General features: G+C 61.9%; 19 protein-coding genes and 1 other RNA gene. 11 read left to right on the top strand and 9 right to left on the bottom strand.

The window, feature by feature from the left end; all coding sequences use genetic code 11:
• Positions 1-23: 23 nt before the first annotated feature.
• Both A9O65_RS06950 and A9O65_RS06945 read left to right on the top strand, forming a co-directional pair.
• Positions 24-1,199, top strand: a complete 1,176-nt coding sequence (locus A9O65_RS06950) for a BaiN/RdsA family NAD(P)/FAD-dependent oxidoreductase (RefSeq protein ID WP_064698740.1) — start codon at positions 24-26, stop codon at positions 1,197-1,199.
• 115 nt (positions 1,200-1,314) lie between these two features.
• Positions 1,315-2,289 carry a CHAD domain-containing protein gene (locus A9O65_RS06945; protein WP_064701742.1) on the top strand — a complete coding sequence of 325 codons (975 nt, stop codon included), beginning with the start codon at positions 1,315-1,317 and terminating at the stop codon, positions 2,287-2,289.
• Here the strand turns inward: A9O65_RS06945 and A9O65_RS06940 are convergent.
• The 5 genes from A9O65_RS06940 to A9O65_RS06920 form a co-directional block, all read right to left on the bottom strand.
• On the bottom strand, positions 2,281-3,015 hold the full coding sequence (locus A9O65_RS06940) for a ParA family protein (RefSeq protein WP_064698738.1): 735 nt from the start codon (positions 3,013-3,015) through the stop codon (positions 2,281-2,283). The genes A9O65_RS06945 and A9O65_RS06940 overlap by 9 nt on opposite strands.
• Before the next feature lie 142 nt (positions 3,016-3,157).
• Positions 3,158-3,454: a YqjK family protein gene (locus A9O65_RS06935; RefSeq protein ID WP_064698737.1), complete on the bottom strand. Its 297-nt coding sequence runs from the start codon at positions 3,452-3,454 to the stop codon at positions 3,158-3,160.
• A complete protein-coding gene (locus A9O65_RS06930; RefSeq protein WP_064698736.1) occupies positions 3,438-3,836 on the bottom strand; it encodes a phage holin family protein in 399 nt (132 codons plus the stop codon). The genes A9O65_RS06935 and A9O65_RS06930 overlap by 17 nt, the downstream gene beginning before the upstream one ends.
• Positions 3,836-4,168, bottom strand: coding sequence for an ElaB/YgaM/YqjD family protein (locus tag A9O65_RS06925; protein WP_064698735.1), 333 nt, complete (start codon positions 4,166-4,168; stop codon positions 3,836-3,838). The genes A9O65_RS06930 and A9O65_RS06925 overlap by 1 nt, the downstream gene beginning before the upstream one ends.
• A 75-nt stretch (positions 4,169-4,243) precedes the next feature.
• Complete coding sequence (locus A9O65_RS06920; RefSeq protein WP_064701741.1) at positions 4,244-5,275, bottom strand: phospholipase A; 1,032 nt, start codon at positions 5,273-5,275, stop codon at positions 4,244-4,246.
• A gap of 41 nt (positions 5,276-5,316) precedes the next feature.
• Between A9O65_RS06920 and mscK the strand changes: the two genes are divergently transcribed.
• Positions 5,317-8,832 carry a mechanosensitive channel MscK gene (gene mscK, locus A9O65_RS06915; RefSeq protein WP_064701740.1) on the top strand — a complete coding sequence of 1,172 codons (3,516 nt, stop codon included), beginning with the start codon at positions 5,317-5,319 and terminating at the stop codon, positions 8,830-8,832.
• Positions 8,833-8,939: 107 nt separating this feature from the next.
• Here the strand turns inward: mscK and A9O65_RS06910 are convergent, their stop codons facing one another.
• Entirely contained in the window at positions 8,940-9,173 is a 234-nt protein-coding gene (locus A9O65_RS06910) for a hypothetical protein (RefSeq protein WP_064698732.1), read from the bottom strand.
• Positions 9,174-9,689: 516 nt separating this feature from the next.
• Here A9O65_RS06910 and A9O65_RS06905 point away from each other — a divergent pair.
• Together A9O65_RS06905 and A9O65_RS06900 are read left to right on the top strand one after the other, a co-directional pair.
• Positions 9,690-10,979, top strand: a complete 1,290-nt coding sequence (locus tag A9O65_RS06905) for an HlyD family secretion protein (RefSeq protein ID WP_064698731.1) — start codon at positions 9,690-9,692, stop codon at positions 10,977-10,979.
• Positions 10,976-13,084, top strand: coding sequence for a peptidase domain-containing ABC transporter (locus A9O65_RS06900; protein ID WP_064698730.1), 2,109 nt, complete (start codon positions 10,976-10,978; stop codon positions 13,082-13,084). The genes A9O65_RS06905 and A9O65_RS06900 overlap by 4 nt, the downstream gene beginning before the upstream one ends.
• Positions 13,085-13,107: 23 nt before the next feature.
• Here the strand turns inward: A9O65_RS06900 and A9O65_RS06895 are convergent, their stop codons facing one another.
• The 3 genes from A9O65_RS06895 to A9O65_RS06885 all read right to left on the bottom strand — a co-directional run bounded on the left by A9O65_RS06895 (position 13,108) and on the right by A9O65_RS06885 (position 17,275).
• On the bottom strand, positions 13,108-13,863 hold the full coding sequence (locus tag A9O65_RS06895) for a TlyA family RNA methyltransferase (protein ID WP_064701739.1): 756 nt from the start codon (positions 13,861-13,863) through the stop codon (positions 13,108-13,110).
• Positions 13,864-13,966: 103 nt separating this feature from the next.
• Complete coding sequence (locus A9O65_RS06890) at positions 13,967-16,012, bottom strand: hypothetical protein (protein WP_064698728.1); 2,046 nt, start codon at positions 16,010-16,012, stop codon at positions 13,967-13,969.
• Positions 16,013-16,051: 39 nt separating this feature from the next.
• A complete protein-coding gene (locus A9O65_RS06885; RefSeq protein WP_064698727.1) occupies positions 16,052-17,275 on the bottom strand; it encodes an ATP-grasp domain-containing protein in 1,224 nt (407 codons plus the stop codon).
• Between the two features lie 226 nt (positions 17,276-17,501).
• Between A9O65_RS06885 and ffs the strand changes: the two genes are divergently transcribed.
• From ffs to recR, 6 genes are all read left to right on the top strand, one after another.
• Positions 17,502-17,598, top strand: an RNA gene (gene ffs, locus A9O65_RS06880) — signal recognition particle sRNA small type.
• Between the two features lie 257 nt (positions 17,599-17,855).
• The gene (locus A9O65_RS06875) at positions 17,856-18,566 is read left to right on the top strand and encodes a tellurite resistance TerB family protein (RefSeq protein WP_064698726.1); all 711 of its coding nucleotides are present in this window, start codon (positions 17,856-17,858) and stop codon (positions 18,564-18,566) included.
• Between the two features lie 43 nt (positions 18,567-18,609).
• Positions 18,610-19,656 (top strand): histone deacetylase family protein, encoded by a 1,047-nt coding sequence (locus A9O65_RS06870; RefSeq protein WP_064701738.1) that lies wholly within the window; start codon positions 18,610-18,612, stop codon positions 19,654-19,656.
• A 147-nt stretch (positions 19,657-19,803) separates the two neighbouring features.
• Positions 19,804-21,843 carry a DNA polymerase III subunit gamma/tau gene (gene dnaX / locus A9O65_RS06865; RefSeq protein ID WP_064701737.1) on the top strand — a complete coding sequence of 680 codons (2,040 nt, stop codon included), beginning with the start codon at positions 19,804-19,806 and terminating at the stop codon, positions 21,841-21,843.
• A 117-nt stretch (positions 21,844-21,960) separates the two neighbouring features.
• Positions 21,961-22,287, top strand: a complete 327-nt coding sequence (locus A9O65_RS06860; RefSeq protein ID WP_041601939.1) for a YbaB/EbfC family nucleoid-associated protein — start codon at positions 21,961-21,963, stop codon at positions 22,285-22,287.
• A gap of 247 nt (positions 22,288-22,534) precedes the next feature.
• A complete protein-coding gene (gene recR, locus A9O65_RS06855) occupies positions 22,535-23,140 on the top strand; it encodes a recombination mediator RecR (protein ID WP_064698723.1) in 606 nt (201 codons plus the stop codon).
• The last annotated feature ends 5 nt before the right edge of the window (positions 23,141-23,145 follow it).

Raw genomic sequence — 23,145 nt, 5'->3', positions numbered from 1 at the left:
TGCGTTCTGCGGGGGAGAGTGGCATGACATACGACGTGGTCGTGATCGGTGCGGGCGCCGCGGGCCTGATGTGCGCCTTGACGGCGGGGTACGCGGGGCGTCGGGTGCTGGTGGTGGATCATGCCAACAAGGCTGGCAAGAAGATCCTGATGTCAGGGGGCGGGCGCTGTAACTTCACCAACATGGCGACCACACCGGCAAACTTCTTCTCGCGCAACCCGCACTTCTGCATTTCGGCGCTCAAGCGTTATCGACCCGAGCACTTCGTGGAACTGGTCGAGCGGCATGGCGTCGAGCACGTGGAAAAAGCGCCGGGGCAGTTGTTCTGCGCCGGCTCGGCGAAGGAGCTGCTCGATGTGCTGCTCACCGAATGTGAGTGGGCCGGCGTCGAGCTGCGCCTGAAAACTTCGGTGAGTGCCGTGGAGCGCCAGGGCGAGGGTATGCGATTGTCGACCAGCCTGGGGCGCATCGAGGCGGGAGCGGTGGTAGTGGCGACCGGCGGGCTGTCGATTCCGACCATGGGCGCCACGGGGTTCGGCTATGACATCGCTCGACAGTTCGGCCTGGAGGTCACCGAGACCCGGGCCGCCCTGGTGCCCTTCACGCTGACATCCCACTGGAAGGCGCGCGCGGCCTCGCTGGCCGGCCTCAGTCACGAGGTGGTGGTACGCTGCAATGGCGGCGAGTATCGCGAGCCGATGCTGTTTACCCATCGGGGCCTCTCGGGGCCCGCCATGCTGCAGATTTCCAGCTACTGGCAGGCCGGCGATGCCCTGACCATCGACCTGTTGCCCGATATCGATACCTTCGATGCCCTGGCGGCTGCGCGTCGTGAGACGCCCAAGCGCCGACTCTCCACTTGGCTGGCCGAGCGGCTCCCGCGACGTCTCGCTCAGGCCATGGTGGAATGGCATGGCGGGGATGCGCCTCTCGCCGAATGTTCCAATGCCACGCTGACGGCCTGGGCCGGCCATCTCAACGACTGGCATCTGAAGCCCGCCGGTACCGAGGGCTGGCGGACCGCCGAGGTGACCCTGGGCGGTATCGATACTCGTGATCTGTCGTCCAAGACCTTCGAGGTGCAGGGGCTGCCACAGCTTCGCTTCATCGGTGAGGTGCTCGATGTCACCGGCGAACTCGGGGGCTACAATTTCCAGTGGGCCTGGGCCTCCGGCGTGGCCTGCGGACAAGCAGTGTGATGGCCGCTCGTCCTGTGCTTCTTTCTCCTTGTCCTCCTGCTCCTCTCTTTACCTCTTCCTTGCGATGGCATGCTGCTTTCTATACTGGGGGCCATGACAGCGGAAGGAGGCGGCCATGGGCAAACCTCTGCAACGGCAGCGTCTGCCACGCGTGGTTGGTGAGGTCGGGCTGGACCTGCTGAACGACGCGCGCCGGGCGAGGCCGCGCATTACCGATCCCGGGGATGCCGAGGGATTGCATGACTTCCGGGTGGCATTGCGTCGCTTGCGAGCCTGGCTCCAGGCCTATCGGGGCCAGCCGGGTATCGCCTTTTCCAAGTCCTTGAGGCGCGACCTGCGCGATCTGGCCCGCGCGACCAATCGGGCCCGAGACGGTGAGGTGATGCTGGCCTGGCTGGGACAGACGCTCCCCTCGTTGCCCGCCGCCGAACGAGGGGCGGGCGAGTGGTGGCGGCAACGTCTCGAACTCGACGTTGCCGAGGCCTATGAGTCGGCGAACCTGGCGGTCGAAACGCACTTCCCCGGGCTGGATGCTCGCTTGCAGTCGCGGCTCGATAAGCTGCGCACCCGCAAGAAAGGGAGGGCACCGAGCTTCGGCGAGGCCAGCGCGGTGGCGTTGTCGGCGTTGCGCGAACGACTGGTCGCGGAAGTCGAAGCGTTGGGATCCGTGGAGGACGCCGAGTCCCTGCACCGACCGCGCATCACCGGCAAGCGTATTCGCTACTTGTTGCGCCCCTGGCGCAAGGCGTCGCTGCGTTGTCGGCGTGCGGAGCGTGCGATGAAGGCGTTCCAGGACGCTTTCGGCGTGCTGCATGACGACCTGGTACGTGAGTCGGCGATGCGTGACATGGCCCTCGCTCAGGCCTCCGGAGAACTCGAGGCCAGGCTCGTCGAGGTCGCCCGGGGCGGGACGCCACGCGCGTCGGCACCACGGCACCTTCGCGGTTTCATGGGCTTGGTGAGGGAGAACCGGCGCCGCCTGCTGGCGCATTACGAGATCGCCGTGGGCGTCGAGGGGGCCGGTGGCATCGAGGCCTTGTCGATGCGTCTGGAGGCGGCCTGTGCGGCCATGCGCGAGATATCATCCTAGACGCTGGTCCAGTTCCTGCCACAGGGCCTGGTAGTTGCGGGCGGCAACGCTGCGTGGTGCATAGCTGTGAAGCGGGGCGCGCTCGACGCCCATGCGCTCGACCACGCTGGCCGAAGGAATCACCGTGGACAGCATCAGCGGCCATTGGGACTGCATGGTCTCGATGATATTGCAGTGCAGCTTGCGGCGGCGATCGGCCAGGGTGATGAAGGGCCAGAAGGTACAGTCCTGATCCTGGTCGTCGAGAAAGTCTCGCAGCTGCTCCAGGGTGCGCAACGAGAGCGTGGTCGGAACCACCGGCACCAGCAGGGCATCGACGCTCGAGAAGATGTTCTCCGAAAGGTGCGAAAGGCTCGGAGGACAATCGAGGATCACCAGGTCGTAGTCGTCTCGGACCGGCTTGAGAATCTGGCGCAGGTGGCTATTGCCGCGCTTGGCCAGCAGGCGGTCCATTTCGCGCGATGCCAGAGCCGCCGGCAGCAGGTCGAGATAGTCCATCTGAGTGGACCGGATAACCTTGTCGAAGGACGCCTTGCCCTTGACGAGCTTTTCGACGCCGCCTCGGATCTTGGGCTTGCTGCGCAGGTAAAAGCTGGTGGCGGCCTGGGGGTCGAGATCCCAGAGCAGTACGCGATGGCCGGCTCGTGCGGCCTGTGCCGCGAGATTCACGGCTGAGGCGGTCTTGCCGACGCCTCCCTTGATGCTGTAGAGCGCCAGCATGCGCATGGGCGGTGGGCTCCCTGAAAGGCCATGTTCGATTTATCGAATTGACACGAGATCATAACAGTCGTGACACATGAAAGTGTTACGAGGCGATGATACGTCTCGTCGTCCTTTTCAGGGCAGCTTGCGAGAGGCAATGGCCAGTTCAGTGGCGACCTGGCAAGAGTGTGCGCAGGCGCTTCAGGGTCAAGGCGCCGAAGACCAGGCGTCGTCCGAGCTTCAGCGCCTTGCCCGGACGTCGCAATAGCGGCAGCAGCATCAAACCGCCCAGCGTCAGTGCCGGTGTGCGATAGCGATACGCCATCTGCCAGCCGGTCTCGAGTGGACCGGCGGCATCGCGCCAGCGTTCAGCCGCCAGCAAGATATCGACACGCTGTTGCTCGATGGTCGCCTCGAGCGTGGCCTTGCGTTCACGGCGATCCGCCTCATTCTTGCGTGTCACGTTGCGACTCCACCAGTTCGCGGTCCAGGGCCAGGTGCTTCAGGGTGCTGGCCAGCAGGGTGGGGCGACGTGCCAGATGCATGACCCAGGCTGCCAGCCCTGCGCCACCGAACAGCAGGACGCCGGCACTGATGGCGATCGCGGTCAGGCGGTGGCTCTCCCAGAAGGCGACGATGACCAGAGCGGTCAAGGTGCCCAGGCCGAGCAGCAGCAGGATCAGGCTGAGCCCAGCCAGCAGCAGCAGGGACACCAACCGGGCGCGCTCTTCCTCGAGTTCGAGAACGGCGAGACGCAAACGCGTCTCGCCGGTGGCCAGCAGACTGCCCAACAAGCGCTTGCCGGCGTCGAACAGGCGTTGTGCCGGTCCTTGGCTCGCCGACATCAGCGCCGTCCGATCAGCATGCCGACGACGACACCGACGGCGGCACCGATGCCGATGCTGGTCCAGGGGTTGTCGTGAACGTAACGGTCGCAGGCATCGGCCTGTCGCGTCACGCTGTCACGAGCCTCGTGATAGGCTCGCTCGCCGCGGGCCTCGAGGCGTGCGCGGGTATCCTTGAGGCGCTTTTCGGCCCGTTCGCGCAATTCCTTGACATTACTGCGCGAGTCGTCGGCGGTGGCGCTCACCAGTTCCTCGACGGTCTGGGTGAGGTTGTGCAGGTCTTCCTTGAGTTGCTGGGACGTTTCACGGCTATGGGGAGTGCGATCAGTCATTGGGTCTTCCTCTGACGGTTCATGACATGCCCAGCATAGCAGCCGCCGTTAGCGGTGCAATCATTATGACGTGCTTCAGCGCTCGAACTCTCCCGAGGAGAACAGGGGGTTCAGGCTGAAGCCCAGGCCGAGTCGATGCACGCTGCGATCGTAGTCGATCAGGCTGTCCCCGTACCCATGGTAGTACTGGATGTGGCCGCGCACCTTGCCGAACAGTGGCCAGGAGTAGTCGAACTGGGCGCCCATGTTGCCGCTGCTGGGGTTGCCGCGCCACATCAGGCTGGCTTCGTGATCGCCGAACAGTCGACGCGCCACGGTGACATCGCCATAGCCGACGAAATGCTCGATGTCGGGGTTGTCGTCGTCATCCTCGGATTCCGGCACTCGCCAGAAGGGGGCCAGGGAGACGGCCCAGGCGTCGTTGACGAAGGTGCTGGTCAGGATGACGCGATTCCAGCTGCGCGACATCTCGCCGGAACGGCCGTTGGACTGGTGGTTGAGCGAGAGCCGGTTGTGGATGTTGGTCCAGCCGGCAATGGTCCAGTCGTTGTCGAAATCGGCGAAGATCTCGGGTTCGTAGTTGGTTTCGCGGAACGGCGAGGAGGCGTCCGTGTTGTAAGCCTGCCACCAGCTACGCTGGGTATAGCCGAAATAGAGGTCGCCACCGGCGGGCAGCAGGTCATCGGCAAGCTCGAACTTGGCGCTGAACTGGAATTGCATCTCCATGCGGTCGGCATCGACATCGTCGTCGACGCCATTGATGGTGCGCTCGCTCGGTCGGGAGGTGTAGCTCAGCGGAAGCAGGTAGTTGCGCCGGTGCGTGGTGATGGCGAAAGGATTGTGCTCGGATTCCTGCTCGAGCAGCCGCCGCTTGGCCACCGACTCCTCCAGTTCCTGATTATGGGCCTCCTCGTCAGGCACGACAGTGTGATGAGCCGACGGCGTATCATCGTGCAGGCGCCCGCGTAGCTGGCGAAGTTCCGCCTGCAACGACTGGATGCGCGATTCGATGGCCTCCCGCTCGGCATCGGTGAGCGACTCGGCGGCTACCGAATCGTGAGCCAGGCCAACGAGCATCAGGGAGAGGAAGAGTCGTGAGGGCTTCATGCGCCGCCTGCAATTACTGGGTATAGGACGCCGTTTCTACCATGCCGGCAGGGCAAGTCAACTGTGGCGGCCTGGCGACGCCTGGAATTGCCTTGTCAGCGATATGCATCGAGAATCACAGCAATTCCCGTGGTGCCACCGATGACGAGGTGCTTGTGAGCGTAGTGTCGCGCCGTGCCGGCATGAAGGTATTGCACATTGTTTGCCTGTTGATGGCCCTGGTCGGCTCGACGGTCTGGGCCGCCGAGCCACCGACGCGCGAGGCGATCGAGCAGCGCCTGGAAGAACTGCGCCCGGCCGAAGGGCAAGAACCCGATGCGGCAACCCAGGAAAAGATCGATACCCTCCAGTCGACGCTCGATGACCTGGCGGCGAAGGAAGCCGTCGAGGTTCGACTCGAGGAGTTGGAAGTGCGGGTGGAGCGTGCGCCCGCTGAACTCCGGGAATTGCAGCAAGCCTTGTCGGAGCACCAGGACGAGACACCGACGGCGTCTCTGGAAGCGCTGGAGTCGCAGGATCTGGAGACACTGGAAAGCCAGTTGCAGGAGGCCTCCCAGGCGCTGCGCCGGGACCAGGATCGCCTGTCGCAGATCGAGACGCGCCTGCTCGGTACTCAGACCTTGCCTGAGCGCGCCCAGCAAGGCATCTCTGAAGCGACTCAGGCTGTGGAGGAGAGCCGCCGTACGCTCGAGGACCTGGCGGCCCGCGATGTCGACGAAAGCGATCCGCGTCACATGCAGGCGCGGGTCAAGCGGGCCCTGGCCGAGCAACGCCTGGCATTGCATCAGCGTGAACTGGCCACCAATTCGCGTTTGCGGGAGCTGGCCCAGCAACGCCGCGACCTGCTCGAGCGCCGTGTCACCACGCAGGAAGCCCAAGTGTTGACCTTGCAGCGCCTGATCGACCAGCGTCGCCGGGAACGCTCCGAGCAGGCCATCGCCGAGGCTGTGCAGGACGAGCCCGATGATGTGGCGAGCCACCCCCTCGTCAGTGAGGCCCAGCGCGTCAATCGGGACATGAGCCTGGAATTGCTGCGCATCACCAGTCGCGCCAACGAGCTGGTGCGCCAGGGGCTCGAGACGCGTCGACAGCTCGATCAGGTGCGCCAGCTCCAGCGCGGCATGGATGAGCACGTGGAAGCGATTCGCGGCAGCACTTTGCTGTCACAGATTCTGCGCGAGCAGCGCCAGGCCTTGCCCAAGGTCGACGTGCAAGGGGGGCTGAAGGACGAAATCGCCGATTGGCGCCTGCGCCAGTTCGAGCTGGATCGCCAGCGTGAAGCGCTCAAGGATGCCGAAGCGCTGGCGCGACAGCGAATGGAGAATGCGACGGGCGAAGAGGTATCGCCAGCCCTGGTCGAGCCGCTTTCGCAGCTGTTCCGCGCGCGTCGCGATCTGCTGGACCAGCTCGAGCCGACGTATGGCGAGATGCTCAGCGCGGCCATCGAGCTGCAGCTCCATCAGCAACAACTGCTGTCGACCAGTCGATCGTTACGCGACACCATCGACAAGCAACTGTTCTGGGTGGCCAATGCGCGCCCTCTGGATCTCGCCTGGCTGCTCAAGTTACCGGAGCATCTGATGGCCGAATGGCGCGAGGGCGAGTGGCGCCATGCCTTGCCGAACCGATGGACGGTGCCGGATGCCAGGGCATTGCTGGTCATTCCCTTGTTGCTGGCGGTGGCCGGTTTGCTGCTGCTGAGGCTCAATCTCAAGCGGCGCCTGTTGCAGTTGCACGATGAAGTCGGCCACCTGCGCCGCGACAGCCAGGCTCACACGCCCAAGGCGGTATTGTTCAATGCCCTGCTGGCGATGCCCATGCCATTGCTGCTGGCGAGTGTTGGCCTGGCACTGGTGCTTGGCGGGCAAGGTGTTGCGCTGGGTATCGGTGGGTCGTTGATGCAGATCGCACTGGCCTGGGCGGTGGTGGCCTGGGCAAGGCGTCTGCTGGTTGCCGATGGCGTCGCCATTCGCCATTTCTACTGGCCTTCGGCCTACGCGGCGAAGCTGCGCCGTTGGCTGTTCTGGCTGTTCGTGTCGATGGTCCCGGTGCTGATGGTCGCCCCCCTGGCCCGCGATGCTGGTATCAACCTGAATCATCGCCCCTTGGCCATGGGGCTGCTCTTGGCCGGGTTCCTGGGCATGAGCGTGTCGCTGGCCAAGCTGATCGTGGCGCATACCCCCTATTTCGGAGTGAAATTCTTCCGTCTGGTGCTGGGCCTGGCGATGGCGGCAGTGCCGTTGCTGTTGGGTGGGCTGGTGGTGACCGGCTACGCGTACACGGCCTTGAGTCTGGTCAGCCGATTCGTGATGACCCTCTATGTGCTTGGCGTCTGGATCCTCGTCGAGGCGGCGGTGGTGCGTGGGTTGGCCGTGGCCGCACGTCGTCTGGCCTATCGCCGTGCCCTGGCGCGACGGCGAGCATTGCAGGAGCACGAAGGCGAGAGCGGGCTCGATGTCGTCGAAGAACCTCCGCTGGACATGCAGCAGGTCAATCAACAGTCGTTGCGTCTGGCCAAGCTGGCGTTGCTGATCGGTTTTCTGGTGGTGCTCTACCTGGTCTGGGCCGATCTGCTCACGGTATTCGGCTATCTGGAACAGGTCATGCTGCTGGGCGGCGAGGGGCAGCAAGGCGCTGAACTGGTAGGGGGTGCAGTATCGGTGGCCGACACCATCGTGGCCCTGCTGACCATTGCCTTGACCTTGATGCTGGCGCGAAACCTGCCCGGGCTGCTCGAAGTGATGGTTCTGTCTCGCCTGGAGCTCAAGCAGGGCAGTGCCTACGCCATCAGTTCCTTGCTCTCCTATACCATCGTGGGCACCGGCGTGGTGATGGCACTGGGAACGCTCGGTGTCTCCTGGGGCAAGCTGCAATGGCTGGTGGCGGCCCTGGGGGTCGGTCTGGGGTTCGGGTTGCAGGAGATCTTCGCCAACTTCATCTCGGGGCTGATCATTCTCTTCGAGCGCCCGATGCGCATCGGTGACACCATTACGCTCGGTCATTTGACCGGTACGGTCAGTCGCATCCGGATTCGAGCGACCACGGTCACCGACTTCGATCGAAAGGAAATCATCATCCCCAACAAGACGTTCGTCACCGACCAGCTCATCAACTGGTCGCTGTCGGACAATATCACGCGGGTCATCCTGACCTACGGCGTGGAACTCGGCTCCGATCATCGTCTGGTGCAGCGCCTGTTACAGCAGGCCGCCGACGAGAACGAGCGGGTACTACGCGACCCACCGCCGGAGATTTTCTTCATGCGCTACAGCGAGAGTGCCATGGAGTATGAGTTGCGAATCTACGTCAACAGTCTCGGTGATCGGTTGTATGCCACCGATGAACTCAATGGGCGGGTCGGCGAGCTGTTGGCCGAACACGACCTGAACATTGCCTTCAACCAGATGGCCGTCTGGTTGCACCGTCGCAGTGATGGAGCTCGTGCCAAGCTGCATCCCCGGCCGCCCTCTGACGATGACATGCCACGCCATCCACCGCCCGGTGCGGCGGGGGATCCCGGCGATGTCGATGGCGGTGGTGACGGCGGAGGACGCTAGCCGGCGCTAACGGCTGCCGTTTTCTCATCACGGCCGGTGTTGCAGGAGCAACGAAAAAGACAATGCCCACGATAGTGGGCATTGTCTTGTGACGATGAGTCCTGGTGTCAGGGCAGGTCGGGCAGACCGCCCGGCAGGGACGTGCTCAGGCCCAGTGAGTCGGCGATGAGCGCCGGCGTCAAGGCAATGCCTGTCCAGGCGCTTGCCACAAGCTTGCCGGCACCGGCACCAAGCTGCTGACCGCCTTCCTGGAAGTCTTGATAGGCTTGATCATAGCTAATGCCGCCAGAGACGACATCGATCTCATCGAGAGTCATGGGGCGAATGGTCGAATCAGACATGTGACCTCCTTGTGTGCTGCTGTGAGAAATCAAGTAGTGCTGTTGAAGCAGTTCGCCTGTCAAACAGCACTTATATCTCTAGAGCTTCGAGTGAAAAGGGTCAAGGTACGACAAGTTCTCTGGATCCTGATTACAGAGTTCATGGAGAGGATTTGTTGCAATATCGCTAAGCAGGAAACGCAATGTTATCCATTCATGGCGCCTGGTTTCGCCATGGCATGGCCCGATTGAGGGGGTGAAGACTGGGAAATGTTACGGAGTGTTGGTTTTTGTTATATGAGATGACTGAGCTACTGATGGTCATTGACATGATGGGGTATGGGTCTAGTTAAATAACCTGAATGAATAAAAGGTGATTGTTAGCTCGTTAATGGATAAAAAGATCCCTTGTGAAGCGCATGCCGATTCTGTAAAACGTATGGGCGATTATCCTTGATCGGAAAGAGGTTCCCCGTTTCGGTCCTCCGGGAAACAGTGATGGGAGCAGCATGATATGGGTAAGGGAGAACCTGCTGCATGAGCGAGAAGTCGCCGTTGTTTCGGAAGGAATCGTTCGAGGCTCGTCGGATGACGTGGCTGGGGCGTCCCACCGTATTACAGAATATCCCGACAAAAGTCTTGGCTGTTGTGTCAGTGGTTATTGTTATAGCGATAATCGTCTTTCTGGTTTTCGGGAACTACACCAGGCGTGTCGCTGTTTCCGGCGTCATGTTGCCAACGGAAGGGCTGACCCGAGTTTCCGCGCCGAGCTATGGATGGATAACCCGCCAATACGTGAAAAAAGGCGAGAGTGTCGAGAGAGGGGAGCCTCTCTATGAGATAAATCTAGATAGTTCAACTGCTCTGGGAGATACTCAGGAAGCCGTCAATCAGTTGATGAGAAATCAAAAAGAAGAGTTGAAGGTTGAGATACAACGTCATGAAGCGTTGTCTGAAAAGGAAAAAAGCTCCCTTCAACATCAGCGAGACAATCTGGTTGAAGAAGTCGAGCAGATTGAAGACCAGATAGAAGTGGCAGAAGAGTTTTCCAATACGTTGCATGGCTATGCCATGGAGCAAAAAGAGTATATGGATAAGGGGCTGACGCCCTCTCAGGCTTTCGAGAGTCGTCTACAGGCTTACATGGAACGGCGAGAAACCCTGGAGCGTCTGAAAGGACAGCGGGTCAGGCTGAAATCCGAGTTGCAAAGAGTTCGTGATGAACTGTCTTCCTTTGACTTGAATGTTGCTTCTGAACTTGGAGATTTGCGACGTCAGCTCATTACGATAGAAAAACAAATTGCGGAGGGTGAGTCTCGCCAGTCCATTCGCGTCACGGCGCCACGAAGCGGTGTTGTCGAGTCGATCGCCACCCAGGCAGGGCAGACCGTCTCCACCGGCACACCACTTCTGACGATATTGCCCGATGATGCGCAGTTGAAAGCGCAGTTATTGGCGCCGAGTCGAGATATCGGGTTCCTGAAAGAGGGCGACGAGGTATTGCTGCGCTATTCCGCCTTCCCCTATCAGAAATTTGGCCAGTACCCCGGAACCGTTACGGACATCACCAGAGCTCCCTTGAAGCAAGATGAAATCAAGATGCTGGTGGACAATGGGGCTACAGCGCCTACCTCAACCGCCATATATCGTATCACCGTTAAGCCGGATTCACCTTTCGCCATGACATATGGCGATCGTGTTCCGCTACAGGCCGGCATGCAGGCAGAGGCCCATATCATGGTGGAGACGCGTCCCCTCTACCAGTGGATATTCGAGCCGCTTTACGGGCTGTCGGAAGTTTTAGCCGCTGAGGGGGAGGCACAATGAACCTGTCGGAACTACCAAAGCGTCTGCTGGGTGGCTTCAGGCGTGGGACGCCCGTCATTATCCAGTCCGAGGCGGCAGAGTGCGGCCTCGCATGCATGGCGATGGTGGCAAGTCATCATGGGCATGCGCTCGACCTCCCTGCCATGCGGCACCGCTTTTCCACTTCACTGAAGGGAATGGCATTAAAGGACCTCTTGAAAGTGGGAGGGGATCTCAAGTTATCGACTCGGGCTGTTCGTCTGGAACTTTCCGATCTGGGGAAGTTGCAGTTACCATGCATTCTGCACTGGAATCATAACCACTTCGTTGTGTTGACCCGCGTGGGTGCAAACGGCGTTACGATTCATGATCCCGCCACCGGCAGCCGGAAGCTGCCATATTCGGAAGTCTCGAAGCGATTTACCGGGGTTGCTCTGGAGGCATGGCCAAACGAGCTCTTCACGAAGAAAAATGAGCGTGAGCGCATTCATGTCACGGAAATGATCAAGCGAACGGCTGGTATCGGTCGGGCTGCGTTGCAGATCATTGCAATATCCGTTCTTCTGGAGATCGTTACCATTGCAATGCCGATTGGCTTTCAACTGGTGATCGACCAAGTTATCGTGGCCCAGGATCATGACCTCCTGACCTTGATCACCATTGCATTTGCTTTACTTCTGGTTCTGCAGGTACTGGCAAGCCTTGTTCGGTCATGGACATCGATGTTGATTGGGTCGAGTCTGGTTCTGCAATGGAAGGCGGGACTGTTCGATCACTTGATGAGGCTGTCGCTCAGTTATTTCGAGAAGCGCCACGTGGGGGATATCGTTTCCCGCTTCGGCTCGCTTGATTCCATTCAGAAGACGCTCACCACGAGCGCCATCATGGCGCTGCTGGATGGTGTCATGTCGATCGCGATGGTGGTCATGCTGTGGCTGTATGGTGGATGGCTTGCCAGTGTTCCCATCATTGCCGTTCTGCTGTACACCATTCTTCGCCTGTGTCTGTATCGTCCGTACAGGAACCTGTCGGAAGAAGCCATCGTATATGCAGCACAGGAAAATACGCACTTCATGGAAAGCCTGCGTGGGATGGCGAGTCTGAAAGTTCTCAATCTGGAGGAGCGTCGTCGTTCTGTCTGGATCAACTATCTGGTTGATCGAGTCAATGCCAATCTTCAGGTCGAGAAGTTCGATATTGTGTTCAAAAACGCCAGTCGCCTGCTTTTCGGGGCTGATAGAATTATCATCATATATCTTGGTGCGAGAGCGATCATGGGTGATACGCTCTCGATAGGTATGCTGATTGCTTTCCTGTCGTACAAAGATCAGTTCACCAACCGGATGGATAATTTCATCTCCACCATGATACAGCTCAGGATGTTGTCATTGCATGGTGAGCGTGTGGCAGATATTGCCTTGGTCGAGCCCGAGCAGACCGATCGTGTCTCTGGCGATTCGGAAAGCGATGAAGATTCGTCAGGGGCTGGGCATATCGATGTCAGAGGAGTCAGCTTTCGATATGCTGATAGTGAGGAGGAGGTGATAAAGGATGTCAGCTTCTCGATCAATGCACAGGAGTGTGTTGGTATATCCGGCCCTTCGGGGTCGGGAAAGACGACGTTATTGAAGATCCTGGCCGGCTTGATGCTGCCTAATAAAGGGCAAGTCTGTATCGATGGAAAGGAGCTGTCATCCATTGGAGCCGCTGCTTATCGGGATAGAATCGGCTGTGTGCTTCAGGATGATCGTCTCTTTGCCGGCTCGGTCGCTGAAAACATCAGCGGCTTTGATCCTGATCCCGATATTCGCCTCATTCATCAGTGTGCGATGCTGGCTGCCATCCATGATGAGATCGCGAAGATGCCGATGGGCTACGAGACATTCGTGGGGGACATGGGGAGCACGCTCTCCGGCGGTCAAATGCAACGCATCATTCTGGCCAGGGCATTATACCGACGGCCTAAAGTCTTGTTGCTGGATGAGGCCACCAGCCACCTGGATCCAGAAAACGAGGCAGCGATCAATGCGGCGATACAGAAGCTGTCGATTACTCGGGTCGTGATAGCGCACCGTCCCTCGACACTTGCCATGACGGATCGCGTGATCGATATGCAGGAATTGTAAGCGTCCGTCCATGACGGGGGCTTTCATCGCCGTCGGGCGTAGAGCAGAAACTCATGGTTGCCATCACCGCCTAGGATCGGGCTTTCACACCAGTGGTGAATCTCGAAGCCGTGGGTGTCGCAGGCGAGACGCAATTTTGCTTCCACGTCGGTGTAGCGGTTCGGGTCGGTGACCAGTCCCTGGGCATTGACACCCTCCGGGCCAACCTCGAATTGCGGTTTGACCAGTGACAGCAATTTGCTGCCCGTGGGCAGGAGAACGGCCAGTTCCGGCAGAATCAACGTCTGAGAAATGAAGGCGACGTCCATGACGGCAACATCGACCGGGTGCGAATGCAGCGCCGCTCGAAGCCGGGGATCATTGCGCATGGCGCGGGCATTCAGACCTTCCAGGCAGAGAACGCGCGGATCTTCGCGCAGGCGAGGATCCAATTGGTCGCGTCCCACCTCAACGCCGACCACATGGCGAGCGCCATGGCGCAACGCACAATCGGTGAAGCCGCCGGTGGATTGCCCGACGTCTAGCACTCCTCGGTTCTGCAGAGGAAGCGAGAGTGTCTCCAGCAGGGCTTCCAGCTTGAGGCCGGCCCGGGAGGCATAGCGCTCCTCGGGATCATCATCGACTCTCAATTCCACCGTCTCGGCCAGTTTCTCGCCGGGCCGGGTCAGTACCTTGCCGTCATCGGCCCGGCGTACCCGGCCGTGGCGAATCAGCCGCTGCGCGCGTGTTCGCGAACGGGCCAGTCCCTGGCCGAGCAGGAGTTGATCGAGGCGTGGCATGGTAGGGCGGTTCCGGCAGCGAGAAAAGCATCATTATGACATAACGAGCGGCCGCATCGGACCACGTGGGCCCCGATGTCCGGCGGACACCGGGGCGTGACCATCACGGCGGAGCGCTACCCCGAGAAGCTTGCAGCCCCGCCGGCGGCAGGCGATCAGCGCCCCAGCTGCGCTCGATGTGGCCGATGACGCGGTCGAGCTCTTCTTGAGGAACCTGGGCCAGTTCGCCGCGTTCCAGTGGGTCGTGATGGAAAATGTAGAGTCGGGAGGCGAACTGGTCGAAGGGGAGCGAAGCTTCGCCGAAGCGCTCGCCACGGCCGGAGGTGCTGACCTTGACGCCATCGCCCCAGTTCTGGCCACTGTCGTTGTTGGGATTGTAGAAGTAGACGCGCGTGATGCCTTCTGGATCGATTCCGGCACGCAAAATGGTGATGGCATGCCAGCCGATGAAACGGGCGGCGCTGTCGGTCACGGCAATACCCGCCGGCTGGGGGTGAATCAGTGGCTGGTTGCCGTTGTAGTCGGGATGGTAGCTGGCATAGAAGTGGCGCAGAAAGGCGTCCAGTTCGTGGAGCTGCCCGCTGGCCACATCGACGTTGATGCGAAAGCCGCGTCCCGACCACCAGCCATGGAACTCAGGGTTGACCCAGCGGTGGGGGTCGCCCTCCCGGCCGATGCAGCGCCGGCCCATTTCGGCATAGATGCGGTCCAGGTGGGGTACCACGATCAGGGAAACCGGGTCGAGGTCCATGGGCAATTCGCTGGCCACGCCGGAAAGGCTCGCCATCGATGAGATAGGCTGGCCTTCGAAGTGCATGATGATCTCATCGTCCCGGGCCGCCCAGGCCACCATCTGCAACAGGTAGTCAGGGTCGTTATAGGCCCACATCGACAGTGCCCGAGCCGATTGGCAGGTCGGGTTGTTGCCCTGACCGACCCCGAGCGGCTGCCCGAGCATGCAGAGCACGCCTTCCAGGAGTCTGGCGCGTGGTGAGACGGTCTCGCCGTAGGCCAGGTTGAGGCGCGCCTGTGACCATTCCGAAAGCGGCAGGCTGAGCTGGCGCCACATGGCCGGTGCCACCGGGGGTTGATAGAGGATGCCACGCTCGAGCAGCAAGGCCAGGCCGTAGGCTGCCTGGGCCGTTTCCGGCAGGATGGCGTCGCGGATCAGGGCGCGTACCAGTTCCTGATAGCAGAGCAGGCCATCGCGTCCCGTGGCGGAGAGCCCCAGCGCCTCGGCCAGCAGATGGTCGCTGTGGTCGGTGAGATGGAGCAGCAATACAGGGTGATACGGCGACACCAGGCCGGTGTCATGCATGGCCCGTGCGAAGCCGGTGGCCTCCGCCTGCAGGGCGGTGGCGTCCATGCTCTCCAGGCGTTCACGATAGGTGTCGAGACCGGGATCCTCGCGACAGGCCTGGGTGGGGCCGAACAGGGAACTGACGAGTCGGTCGGCTCCCTGCCCGCTGGCGCCCAGGTCGATGGCGGGATCGGCCTGACAGATCGCGATCTGCGTGATCATTCGCTTGACCGGCTCGACCTGGATTGGCCGCTGGTTGAGAATGCGCCAGATTTCTTCGATCAGCCTGTCGATGATGTGTTCATAACCGATGCGTGTCGCCAGGTGCTGGAACAGCTGGCGGGGCAGGTTGGCCAGTCGCCCCTGGGTGGCGCGCTCCGACTCGGTGGGAGCGCCGAACAGCAACGACAGGTTAAGGGCCATCACCTGGGTCAGGTAATGATGCGCCTGTTCGGTGGAAATCAGCGCATGACGTGTCTCGCCCTTGGCCACGGGCAACAGGCGCAGCTCGCTCAGGGCCTCGACCACCACGGTGTTCGGGTCGGGGCTCTGCAATGCCTGAACGGTCAATGACGGCAGCAGGAACTGTGGCGTGGCCCAGTCGGAGCCCTGGAAAATGCCTGCCGCTTCCATTTCCACGGCGCGTGGCTCCACCGCCGCGCACCCGCCGTCCTGCATCATCGCCCGGCGGGCCGTGTCCAGTACCTGAGGCAGCTTGCCGGGCTTGGCGAAGTCCGGCGCCTCGGCCAATTGCCCGATGGCGTCATCCAACTTGCCCAGCACGGCGGCGAGCTTGCCGTCATTATCGGGCGGCTCGCCGTTCTGGGGGTGATTCGATTGCGTCGTCACGCGGACTCCCGGTCGTCGATTTTCGACATGACGCTCTGTTCAGACATAGAAATCAAGTTCTTCCAGCGTCTTGAGCAGGTCGCGCAGGCGATGGGGGTCGTCGCCCTTGAAGTAGGTCAAGCCCCAGTGAGTGCCGAAAGCGGTGCGTTTGGTGACGGTTTCCTGCAAGGGCGGCGTGAGTTCGTGAGACTCGAAATAGGGGTGATCTTCCACTTCCTCGGGAATTTCCAGGCGGCTGACGACCCGCAGGCGCGGATAGACGCCGAAGCAGCCGGCATAGCCATTGGCGTCGACGACCTCTTTCGGAAAGAAGGCGGCAACCTCTTCGGGGGTGGTGTTGGGGTCGAAGACGAGCATGCTGGCCTGGTAGGCGTTGAACCCATAGACGCGCTCGAGGAGCTCGAAGACCTTGAAACCGGGCGGTCGATACGCGACCTCTCCGAAATACATCTCGCCGTCGCTGGTGACGAAGTATTCCGGGTGTATCAGGCCGAATTCGATATCGAACGCCTTGATCAGCTTCTCGATCTGGGCGGTGATCTGCGGGCGATAGCGCTCCAGCTCGGGGGAGGCCGGCACGAACACCGAATAGCCCAGGGTCACGTACTCGGAGATATTGAGAAAGGCGATCTTGCCGTTGTGGATCCAGGCTTCGACGGCGAACTCCCAGCCATCCAGGTGGGACTCCATCAAGACCGGAAACTCCTCGTCCGGGATGGTATCGACCTCATCGGGAGTGCGAATCACTCGGTGGCCCAGGCAGCCAGCCTTGTCGAAGGCCTTGAGGTGGATGGGATCGTTGGGGTCGCCGTCGAGCTTGAGCAGTGTCTGGTTGACCCGCTTGAGAAAGCGGATGACGTCGTCCTTGTCATGGGCTTCCTCGAAGATGCCGACGCGGATGCCGCCAAGCTGTGCGCGTCGTTTCATCAGCGCCTTGTCGCGCAGCAACAGCGACTGGCCATAGAGCCGCGGGTTGTCGAGCAGTACCGAATTGATGGCGCCGGCCCATTCCACCGTTTCCTCGTACAGGGGGATGGCGACGTCAACGCCCATCCCCTTGAGCGTTTCGGCGATTTCCATGGAGCGGTCGTTCAAGCGCTCGAAGTTCCAGGAAACATAGGGCAGGTCGTGCTGCTGACAGTATTCCGCTGCCCAGTCCGGTGCCACGACCACATACCGGCGGTCGAAATTCTCGGCGGCCTCAATGGCGTTCAGGCTCCAGCCCAGCAGGGCGATGTAGCCCTTGTCGGGGTCCTTCTGCATAGACACCTCCTTGGTGCAAGCGACAACGTGCCGACTCAAGAATGGCCGCACGCTCATGAGTTCAGCATAGCCGAATCGGAGGGTGGCCAGGGGATCCGGCATCAACGGTGCGCGCGGGGCCAACGACGCTTGCTCGCAGCCGGCACGCTTGTTATAGTGCGCGCCGCTCGATAGGCACTTGATCGCCTTCGAGTTCGACAGCAAAAAGTGTCGTCTGTGGTGGCCCCGTCGGTCCTCCCGCAACGCTAGATCGCGAACCCCGCCAGGCCCGGAAGGGAGCAACGGTAGTGATGGACGCGTGTGCCGGGATGTGGCTGTCGGGGCTGCCTCCATTCTGGCTGGTCTGGGAGCCATATGCTTCCCGTTCTGTCTCTTTCCACTCCTGCCCTTCTCTGCATTCCTTCCTTTCGTCCATTCTTTTCTCTTTTCATCCGGCTTCCTGCGCTACTGCTCCTTCTCTTTCTTCGTCATCCCCACACCGCCCGCTCGTGGCCGATTCGGCTCGTGCATTTATGGCTTGATGAAACGAAGTGGCGAGCCGATCATCCAAGGCAGTGGCGAAGGCGACAAGGAGACCAGGATGAACGCCAAGCGCATTCTCGATCAGTTGATGAAACAAGCCGGCAGCGGCGGCTCCGGGTCGGGGGGGACAGACCTCAAGGGCATGGTCGATAGCCTGTCGTCCCAGTTGGGTGGCGGCAGTGGCCAGAGTCGTGGACAAAAGGGCGGTTTCGACCCGAAGCAGCTATTGGGCGGTGGCGCCCTGGGCATGCTGATCGGCTCCAAGCGAGGGCGCAAGATGGGCGGCAAGGCGCTCAAGTACGGTGCTATCGCCGGTGTCGGCATGCTGGCCTGGAAGGCCTGGCAGAATTCCCGAGGTGGCGATGCGGGGGATGAAGCGCGTGAAGGCAAGCCCATGGATCGTCTCGAGGGTAACCAGCAGGAGCAGCGTAGCCTGGAGTTGCTGCAGGCGATGATCATGGCGGCGCGCGCCGATGGGCATATCGACGAGCGTGAGCGGGCCATGCTCACCGAGCAGATCGACGAGATGGGCGCCGATGACGAGCTGCACGACTGGGTGGAACGCCAGCTTGCCGCGCCGCTCGATGCGCTGGCCCTGGCGCGACAGGCGGATTCTCCCCAGGCGGCCCGCGAAATGTATCTGGTCAGCGTTGCGGTGATCGACGACGACAACCCCATGGAGCGTGCCTGGCTCGATCAGTTGGCCTCCGCCCTGGGGCTCGATGATTCGCTCAAGCGCGAGCTGGAACAGCAGGCGGTAGCTTCCTGATATCCTGTCAGCCCTCTGAGATGCTCAAGGAACCGATACGCCGATGTTGACTTTCCACACCGCCGCCACCCAGCAACGTCGTGCCCGTACCGAGCTGGACGGTGGCGTTCTGGTGACGCCTTACGAGTGCCCAGAGCGCGTCGATCTGGTACTCGAACACGTGCATGCCTCAAGGCTTGGTGAGGTGCGCGAGCCCGATGCTTTCGGACTCGCGCCGGTTCTGGCCATTCATGATCGCGGCTATGTGGACTTCCTGGCCGGGTGCTGGGACGAATGGCGCTCCCAGGGGCGCCAGGGCGAGGCGATCGCCTGGATCTGGCCGACGCGTACCATGCCGGGCGAGATCCTGCCCGACCACCTCGATGGGCGGCTTGGCCACTATGCACTTTCGGCAGACACCTCGATCTGCGAGGGCACCTTCGAGGCGGCCCAGGCAAGCAAGGACATCGCCCTGTCCGCGGTACGCCACAGCCTGACCACCGGCGAGCCGGCATTCGGACTGTGTCGCCCGCCGGGCCATCATGCCGCCACCGACCAGTTCGGTGGCTACTGCTTCTTCAACAATGCAGCCATTGCCGCCCAGTACGCGCTGGATCACGGGCTTAGCCGGGTGGCGGTGCTGGATATCGATTTCCACCATGGCAACGGCACTCAGCAGATCTTCTACGAGCGCGATGATGTGCTCTTCCTGTCGTTGCATGGCGATCCGCGTCAATGCTTCCCGTATTTTCTCGGTCATGCCGAGGAGATCGGTTGCGGCAAGGGCAAGGGCTTCAATGTCAACTATCCGCTGCCGCCGGGCACCGACTTCGCGGCCTGGGCCGGCGCCCTGGACGATGCCCTGGAACGCATCCGCGCCGCCGGCTGCGAACTGCTGGTCGTCTCGCTCGGCGTGGATGCCTTCGAGAATGATCCGATCAGCGAATTCAAGCTGACCAGTGACGATTTCACCGAGGTCGGCCGCCGCCTGGCCGGACTGGGGCTGCCGACGACCTTCCTGCTCGAGGGCGGCTACGCGGTGGAGGAGATCGGCATCAACGTCGTCAACGTGCTGAGTGGCTTCGAGGGCAGAGCGGCGGCTTCCGAGTGATCGGCATGAAAGCGCCGGCCCTTGCCGCGACTTTGCGCCCCGGTCGCCACCCGGTAGAATGAGCCGACCATCCAGAGGATTCGCCGTAATCGGCGAATCAGACGTTTCCGGCTGCCAGCCGGCCCAGCTGCAAGGATTCCGAGCCGCATGAGCTATCAGGTACTGGCCCGCAAGTGGCGGCCGCGCACCTTCCATGAACTGGTCGGGCAGGAGCATGTCCAGCGCGCGCTGGTCAACGCCCTGGACCAGGGGCGGCTGCATCATGCCTACCTGTTCACCGGTACGCGAGGCGTGGGCAAGACCACCCTGGCACGGATTCTGGCTAAGTGCCTGAACTGCACGGCGGGTGGCTCGGGCGACGAGGGCGTGACCTCGCAGCCGTGTGGGCAATGCGCGAACTGCCAGGCCATCGACCAGGGGCGGTTCGTCGATCTGCTCGAGGTCGATGCCGCCTCGCGCACCAAGGTCGAGGATACGCGCGAGCTGCTCGACAACGTGCAGTACGCGCCGACCCAGGGGCGTTACAAGGTGTATCTCATCGACGAGGTGCACATGCTGTCGACCAGCAGTTTCAACGCCCTGCTGAAGACCCTGGAAGAGCCTCCGCCCCACGTGAAGTTCCTGCTGGCGACCACCGATCCGCAGAAACTGCCACCTACGGTGCTGTCGCGCTGCCTGCAGTTCACCCTCAAGCACATGCCGCCGGAGCGCATCGTTGGCCATCTCTCGATGGTGCTCGAGGCCGAATCCGTGCCATTCGAGGAGAGTGCGCTGTGGCTGCTGGGCAAGGCAGCCGAGGGCTCGATGCGCGACGCCATGAGTCTCACCGACCAGGCCATCGCCTTCGGGCAGGGCGAGATTCACCATGCCGATGTGGCGGCCATGCTCGGCACCCTGGACCATCGCCATGTGCTGGCGCTGATCGAGGCCCTGGCTGATGTGGACGCTGCTCGGGTACTGGCCGAGGTCGCCTCGTTGGCCGAACAGGGGCCGGATTTTGCTGCCGTGCTCGACGATGTCACCGCCATCCTCCATCGGCTGGCGATCGCCCAGATGGTGCCGGATGCCCTGGACAACGGGCATGGCGACCGGGATGACCTGCTGGCACTGGCGGCACGCTTCACGGCCGAGGACATCCAGCTCTATTACCAGATCGGCGTGCAAGGGCGCGGCGACATGGGCCACGCGCCAGACTTGCGCACCGCGCTGGAGATGACCCTGCTGCGCATGCTGGCCTTCCGGCCCCAGGGCGTTCCCAAGCCCGCCAGGACGCCGCTGCCGATGCGTGGCGAGAGCGCCGGTGGCGCCGGGGGGAGTGAAGGCGGCTCGCCTTCCGCCACACCTGCCGGTGAGCAGGGGGGGGCGCCCGCCAGCGCTGAAGCGTCGGCTCCGGCACCTTCCGCGGGAGTGTCGAGTGCACGGGAACCCGAGGCGGCGCCTGAACCCGCTTTGGCAACGGCAGCCGCGCCGCCCGACGAGCCGACGCCGAGTGAACCGCCGCCACAGGCCTCGACGCCACCATGGGAAGACATGCCCGCTAACCGAACCTCCTTTGAGGCGCCAGTGGCGGCTGAGCCGGCGGAGAGCACCGTACCGGAGATGGGACAAAGCGAAGGCGCCGAGGCCGTTGTGTCCGATGACATGACGCCGGCCGTTGCGCCGGCCCCTGAGGTCGATGGCGAACCGGCAGTCGCCGACGCCGAGGACGCAGCCCCGCTGCCTGCCGAGAGAGAAGGGGAGGCAGCGTCGACAACGGCCGACGAGCCTGTCGCGACTGGCGATGCCTTGAGCCATGATGCCTGGCTGGCGAACTTCGATAACCTGGCGCTTTCCGGACTCACGCGCAATCTGGCAGCTCACTGCATGGTCGACCACGATGACGGCGAGACCCTTCACCTGCGGCTGGATCCCTCCCAGGCTGCCATGCAGGCCGACGTGCATGTGGAGCGAATTCGGGAGGCCCTGGCGGGAGCGGGCTTCGACCGGCGACTGGTGATCACCGACGGTGACTTGCCCGAGTCGATCGAAACGCCCCGGCAGCGCGCCGAACGGCTCGCCGCCGAGCGCCATGCCCAGGCGGTTGACGCCTTGAAGGCCGATCCCCATGTTAAACAGTTGCAGCAGGCATTCGGGGCACGTCTGATCGAAGCCTCGGTCAAACCGTCGAGCGAGCACGCCCAGGGTTGAACGCCGTGCGCTACGGAAGCCGTGCGTCACGGAAATGCACTGCCGAATTGAGACAACGAGCGCCGAGGGCGAGGTATCGCCACTGGCGTCGATAAATCACGAGACGAGGATACCGCCATGATGAAGGGTGGAATGGGCAACCTGATGAAGCAGGCCCAGGAAATGCAGGACAAGATGCAGAAGGCCCAGGAGGAGGTCGCCAAGGCCGAGGTCCAGGGCGAAGCCGGGGCCGGCATGATCAAGGTGACCATGAACGGTCGCCACGACGTGATCTCGGTGGACATCGACCCGAGCGTCATGGAAGAAGACAAGGAACTGCTCGAGGACCTGCTCGCCGCCGCGGTCAACGATGCCGTGCGCAAGGTCGAAGCCAGCTCCAAGGAGCTGATGGAAGAAGCCACGGCGGGGATGAATCTGCCGCCAGGTTTCAAGATGCCTTTCTAAATGCTTGCAAAGGACTGCGCTCGGCCATGCGGTGTTGAACTTAGCGTCAAAGTGCTCATTTAGCGCTGCTAAATTCCGCTTTTTCCGCTAATTTCGCCTAGCCTGGCCGTCGCTCGTCACCTTTGTGAAGGTTCTTGCATCAGGGGTGAGCATCATCCTGCACTCAGTGCTGCGTTGTGAGCGCGCGCGTCATGCTGGGTGACTGGCATTTGAGTCGTCGCTTCTTAACTCTGGATCTAGACACCGTATGAGCTTTTCCCCTCTGGTCGATCGGTTGATGGAGGCCTTTCGGGTGCTGCCCGGCGTAGGCCCCAAGACCGCCCAACGCATGGCCATGCATCTGCTCGAGCGTGATCGCGATGGCGGTCGTCGCCTGGTCGAGGTGCTGGGCGTGGCTCTCGAGGAGGTCGGCTATTGCCAGCGTTGCCGTACCCTGACCGAAGAGACGGTCTGCGCGCTGTGCGAAAGTGGTCGACGCGACGACAGCGTGCTGTGCGTGGTGGAGTCGCCCGCCGACCTGCTGGCCATCGAAGAGGCCGGGGGATACCGGGGCCGCTATTTCGTGCTGCATGGCCATCTTTCGCCGCTGGATGGCATCGGCCCCGAGGACATCGGACTCGACCAGCTCGATACCCGGGTGGCCGAGGATGGCGTCGAGGAAGTGATCCTGGCGACCAATCCCACCGTGGAGGGGGAGGCCACTGCCCATTACATCGCCTCCCAGTTGGGGCCTCGAGGGGTGAAGCTGTCGAGGCTCGCCTACGGCGTGCCCATGGGGGGAGAGCTGGAATACGTCGATGGCGGCACCCTGAGTCGTGCCTTCAATGGTCGCTTGCCCTTCGAGAGCGAGTGACATCA

Origin of the sequence: Halomonas caseinilytica (genome assembly GCF_001662305.1) — a bacterium.
GTDB lineage: Bacteria > Pseudomonadota > Gammaproteobacteria > Pseudomonadales > Halomonadaceae > Halomonas > Halomonas caseinilytica.
The sequence above is the reverse complement of the archived record's forward strand: the minus strand, read 5'-3'. Positions and strand labels throughout refer to the sequence as shown.

Bases quoted from the DNA above. Each gene is read 5' to 3' on its own strand.
- A9O65_RS06950 (WP_064698740.1), top strand. From the start codon at position 24: ATGACATACGACGTGGTCGTGATCGGTGCGGGCGCCGCGGGCCTGATG.
- A9O65_RS06945 (WP_064701742.1), top strand. From the start codon at position 1,315: ATGGGCAAACCTCTGCAACGGCAGCGTCTGCCACGCGTGGTTGGTGAG.
- A9O65_RS06940 (WP_064698738.1), bottom strand. From the start codon at position 3,015: ATGCGCATGCTGGCGCTCTACAGCATCAAGGGAGGCGTCGGCAAGACC.
- A9O65_RS06930 (WP_064698736.1), bottom strand. From the start codon at position 3,836: ATGTCGGCGAGCCAAGGACCGGCACAACGCCTGTTCGACGCCGGCAAG.
- A9O65_RS06925 (WP_064698735.1), bottom strand. From the start codon at position 4,168: ATGACTGATCGCACTCCCCATAGCCGTGAAACGTCCCAGCAACTCAAG.
- A9O65_RS06920 (WP_064701741.1), bottom strand. From the start codon at position 5,275: ATGAAGCCCTCACGACTCTTCCTCTCCCTGATGCTCGTTGGCCTGGCT.
- mscK (WP_064701740.1), top strand. From the start codon at position 5,317: ATGCCGGCAGGGCAAGTCAACTGTGGCGGCCTGGCGACGCCTGGAATT.
- A9O65_RS06910 (WP_064698732.1), bottom strand. From the start codon at position 9,173: ATGTCTGATTCGACCATTCGCCCCATGACTCTCGATGAGATCGATGTC.
- A9O65_RS06905 (WP_064698731.1), top strand. From the start codon at position 9,690: ATGAGCGAGAAGTCGCCGTTGTTTCGGAAGGAATCGTTCGAGGCTCGT.
- A9O65_RS06900 (WP_064698730.1), top strand. From the start codon at position 10,976: ATGAACCTGTCGGAACTACCAAAGCGTCTGCTGGGTGGCTTCAGGCGT.
- A9O65_RS06895 (WP_064701739.1), bottom strand. From the start codon at position 13,863: ATGCCACGCCTCGATCAACTCCTGCTCGGCCAGGGACTGGCCCGTTCG.
- A9O65_RS06885 (WP_064698727.1), bottom strand. From the start codon at position 17,275: ATGCAGAAGGACCCCGACAAGGGCTACATCGCCCTGCTGGGCTGGAGC.
- A9O65_RS06875 (WP_064698726.1), top strand. From the start codon at position 17,856: ATGAACGCCAAGCGCATTCTCGATCAGTTGATGAAACAAGCCGGCAGC.
- A9O65_RS06870 (WP_064701738.1), top strand. From the start codon at position 18,610: ATGTTGACTTTCCACACCGCCGCCACCCAGCAACGTCGTGCCCGTACC.
- dnaX (WP_064701737.1), top strand. From the start codon at position 19,804: ATGAGCTATCAGGTACTGGCCCGCAAGTGGCGGCCGCGCACCTTCCAT.
- A9O65_RS06860 (WP_041601939.1), top strand. From the start codon at position 21,961: ATGATGAAGGGTGGAATGGGCAACCTGATGAAGCAGGCCCAGGAAATG.
- recR (WP_064698723.1), top strand. From the start codon at position 22,535: ATGAGCTTTTCCCCTCTGGTCGATCGGTTGATGGAGGCCTTTCGGGTG.